The organism is Streptococcus sp. GMD6S (genome assembly GCF_000297015.1).
This window is the reverse complement of the sequence record NZ_AJRH01000127.1, coordinates 1-1603: the sequence shown is the minus strand read 5'-3', so window position 1 is coordinate 1603 and position 1603 is coordinate 1. Positions and strand designations below refer to the sequence as shown.

Sequence of the window (1603 nt, the reverse complement as noted above, 5' to 3'; positions counted from 1 at the left end):
ACGCAGATCTACTAATAGAATCTGAAGTCGAGAGACTAGCGCTAATCGACGTTGACTCGCTCACTGACATACTTGCTGAAATCGAAGCACTTTCTAGAATCGATTCACTGGCGAACATGCTAGCTGAGAGTGATGCGCTCGTTGAAGTAGATTCGCTCACTGATGTACTTGCTGAGATCGAGGCACTTTCCAATGCTAATTCGTCTGCTAGCATACTTGCAGAAGTTGAAGTACTTGTTGAAGCGGATTGACTAGCGCTGGCTGACGCAGATTCACTGGCGCTCAATGAGGCTGACTGGCTGGTGCTCGCTGAAGCTGACTCACTTGCGCTCGCTGACACTGATTGGCTGGCACTCAATGAAGCGGACTGACTCGAACTTGCTGAAGCCGATTGACTCGAGCTTACAGACGCTGACTCACTCGCACTCACTGAAGCAGATTGACCAGCGCTTACTGAAGCAGATTCACTGGCGCTCACTGATACTGATTGACTCGAACTTGCTGAAGCGGACTGACTCGAGCTTACAGATGCAGATTCGCTTGAACTTACTGAAGCGGATTCGCTGGAGCTTACTGATGCTGACTGGCTGGAGCTTACAGACGCAGATTGACTCGAGCTTACAGACGCTGATTGGCTAGAACTTACTGAAGCGGACTGACTAGCACTTACCGATGCTGACTGGCTGGAGCTTACTGAAGCCAATTCGCTCGCGCTCGCTGACGCGGATTCACTTGAACTTACTGAGGCAGATTGACTCGAACTTGCTGAAGCCGATTCGCTCGCGCTCGCTGACGCGGATTGACTCGAGCTTACAGATGCAGATTCGCTTGAACTTACTGAGGCAGATTGACTAGCACTTACCGATGCTGACTCACTCGAACTTACCGATGCTGACTGGCTGGAGCTTACAGACGCTGACTCACTCGCACTTACTGAAGCGGATTGACTAGCGCTTACGGAAGCAGATTCACTTGCGCTCACTGACGCGGATTCACTTGAGCTTACAGACGCGGATTGACTAGCGCTTACGGAAGCAGATTGACTAGAGCTTACTGAGGCAGACTGGCTGGCACTTGCTGAAGCAGACTGACTAGCACTTACTGATGCGGATTGACTTGAGCTCACCGATACAGATTGGCTCGAACTTGCAGATGCTGATTGGCTAGCACTCACTGAAGCCGATTGACTTGAACTTGCCGATACAAACTCACTTGTGCTGACTGAAGCTGACTGACTTGAGCTTACGGACGCTGACTGGCTAGCACTTGCCGATGCTGATTGGCTCGAACTTGCTGAAGCCGATTGGCTGGCGCTGGCTGAGGCGGATTCACTTGAGCTCACTGAGGTTGATTGACTCGAGCTTGCAGATGCAGACTGGCCAGCGCTCGCTGAGGCTGACTGACTCGAACTTACCGAAGCTGACTGGCTAGCGCTCACTGACTCAGACTGGCTAGCACTTGCCGATGCTGATTGGCTGGAGCTTGCAGATGCAGACTGACTGGCACTCACTGAGACAGACTGACTTGCGCTCACTGAGGCTGATTGACTTGCGCTCGCTGAAGCGGATTGGCTCGAACTTGCCGACGCAGATTGGCTCGAGCT

The 1603-nt window shown here is 52.2% G+C and carries 1 pseudogene; it reads right to left on the bottom strand.

The annotated features are described in order from the left end of the window. Positions 1 to 1603 (bottom strand): annotated as a pseudogene (locus GMD6S_RS12755) (hypothetical protein); the annotation flags it as partial.